Genomic DNA, 1493 nt, shown 5'->3' on the forward strand with positions numbered 1-1493 from the left:
GGCCCTGTCAGATGGTCTGTGTAAGAGCTCGTGGTCCGAGCCTGAGGTTGGTGCCTCAGTTGGGAGCACGCTGTGACTGTGACCGATGACGATTCGGTGGCTGATGGTTCGGGGTTCGGTCCTCCGGGCCGGCTGACCGGTCGGCAGCTGCGTGAGCAGCTGGCCGATGACACCTGGCTGGACGAGCTGATCGATCGGGCCGAGCAGGGCGGGGTCCAGCTGACCGGGGAGGGCGGGTTTCTGCCCGAGCTGGTCAGGGCGGTCCTCGAGCGCGGCCTGGACGCCGAGCTGACCGACCACCTGGGCTACGAGCGCGGCGATCCGGTCGGCCGCGGCTCGCCCAACTCGCGCAACGGGACGACGCCGAAGACGGTGCAGTCCCAGATCGGGCCGATGGGCCTGGACGTGCCGCGGGATCGGGACAGCAGCTTCGAGCCGCGACTGGTGCCCAAGGGCGAACGCCGGCTCCGCGGCCTCGACGACATGATCATCTCGCTCTACGCGGGCGGCATGACGATCCGCGACATCCAGCACCATCTGGCGCGCACGGTCGGCACCGAGCTGTCCCACGAGACGATCAGCAAGATCACCGACGCGGTGACCGAGGAGGTCAAGGCCTGGCAGGCCAGGCCGGTGGAGCCGATCTACCCGATCGTCTACGTCGATGCGCTGGTGGTGAAGGTCCGCGACGGCCACCAGGTGCGCAACCGCTCGGCGCACATCGCCGTGGGGGTGGACCTGGACGGCATCAAGCACGTGCTGGGCATCTGGGTGCAGGCCACCGAGGGCGCGAAGTTCTGGGCCGGGGTGGTCGCCGAGCTGGCCAACCGCGGGCTGCGCGACATCCTCATCGCCTGCTGCGATGGGCTGACCGGCCTGCCCGAGGCGATCGAGGCGACCTTTCCGCACACCACCGTGCAGACCTGCGTGGTGCACCTGATCCGCGCCTCCACGCGGTTCGTCTCCTACGGCGACCGCAAGAAGGTAGCGGCGGCCCTGCGCCGGATCTACACCGCGCCGACCGCAGACGCGGCGGAGACCGCGCTGCTGGAGTTCGCCGACTCCGAGCTCGGCCGGCGCTATCCGGCGACCGTGGTGACCTGGCAGAACGCCTGGGAACGGTTCATACCGTTCCTCGCATTCGCCCCCGCGGTCCGGAAGATCATCTACACCACGAACGCGATCGAGTCGCTGAACTACCAGCTCCGCAAGATCATCAAAAACCGCGGGCACTTCCCCAGCGACGACGCCGTCATCAAGCTGCTCTGGCTGGCCATCCGCGACATCGAAGACAAACGGGCCCGGGAGCGAGCCAAGGAACGCGGCAAGCCGGCCAACGAGCGCACCGCCCCGCCCCACCTCGTCGAGGGCGCCGTCACTCAGGGCTGGAAACCGGCGATGGCCGCGCTGCTCATCGCCTTCCCAGACCGCATCGAGCCCTACCTCCAATGAAGATCAACTGCGGGTCTTACACAGAGAAGTTGACAGGCTCC

Annotated in this window: 1 protein-coding gene; it reads left to right on the plus strand. The window is 68.2% G+C overall.

Translation table 11 applies throughout. The features are described 5' to 3' along the window. Positions 1-159: 159 nt before the first annotated feature. Positions 160-1452 (plus strand): IS256 family transposase, encoded by a 1293-nt coding sequence (locus tag E4P39_RS22025; protein WP_245160041.1) that lies wholly within the window; start codon positions 160-162, stop codon positions 1450-1452. Positions 1453-1493: the final 41 nt, after the last annotated feature.

It is taken from the genome of Blastococcus sp. CT_GayMR19 (assembly GCF_004570385.1).
Lineage (GTDB): Bacteria > Actinomycetota > Actinomycetes > Mycobacteriales > Geodermatophilaceae > Blastococcus_B.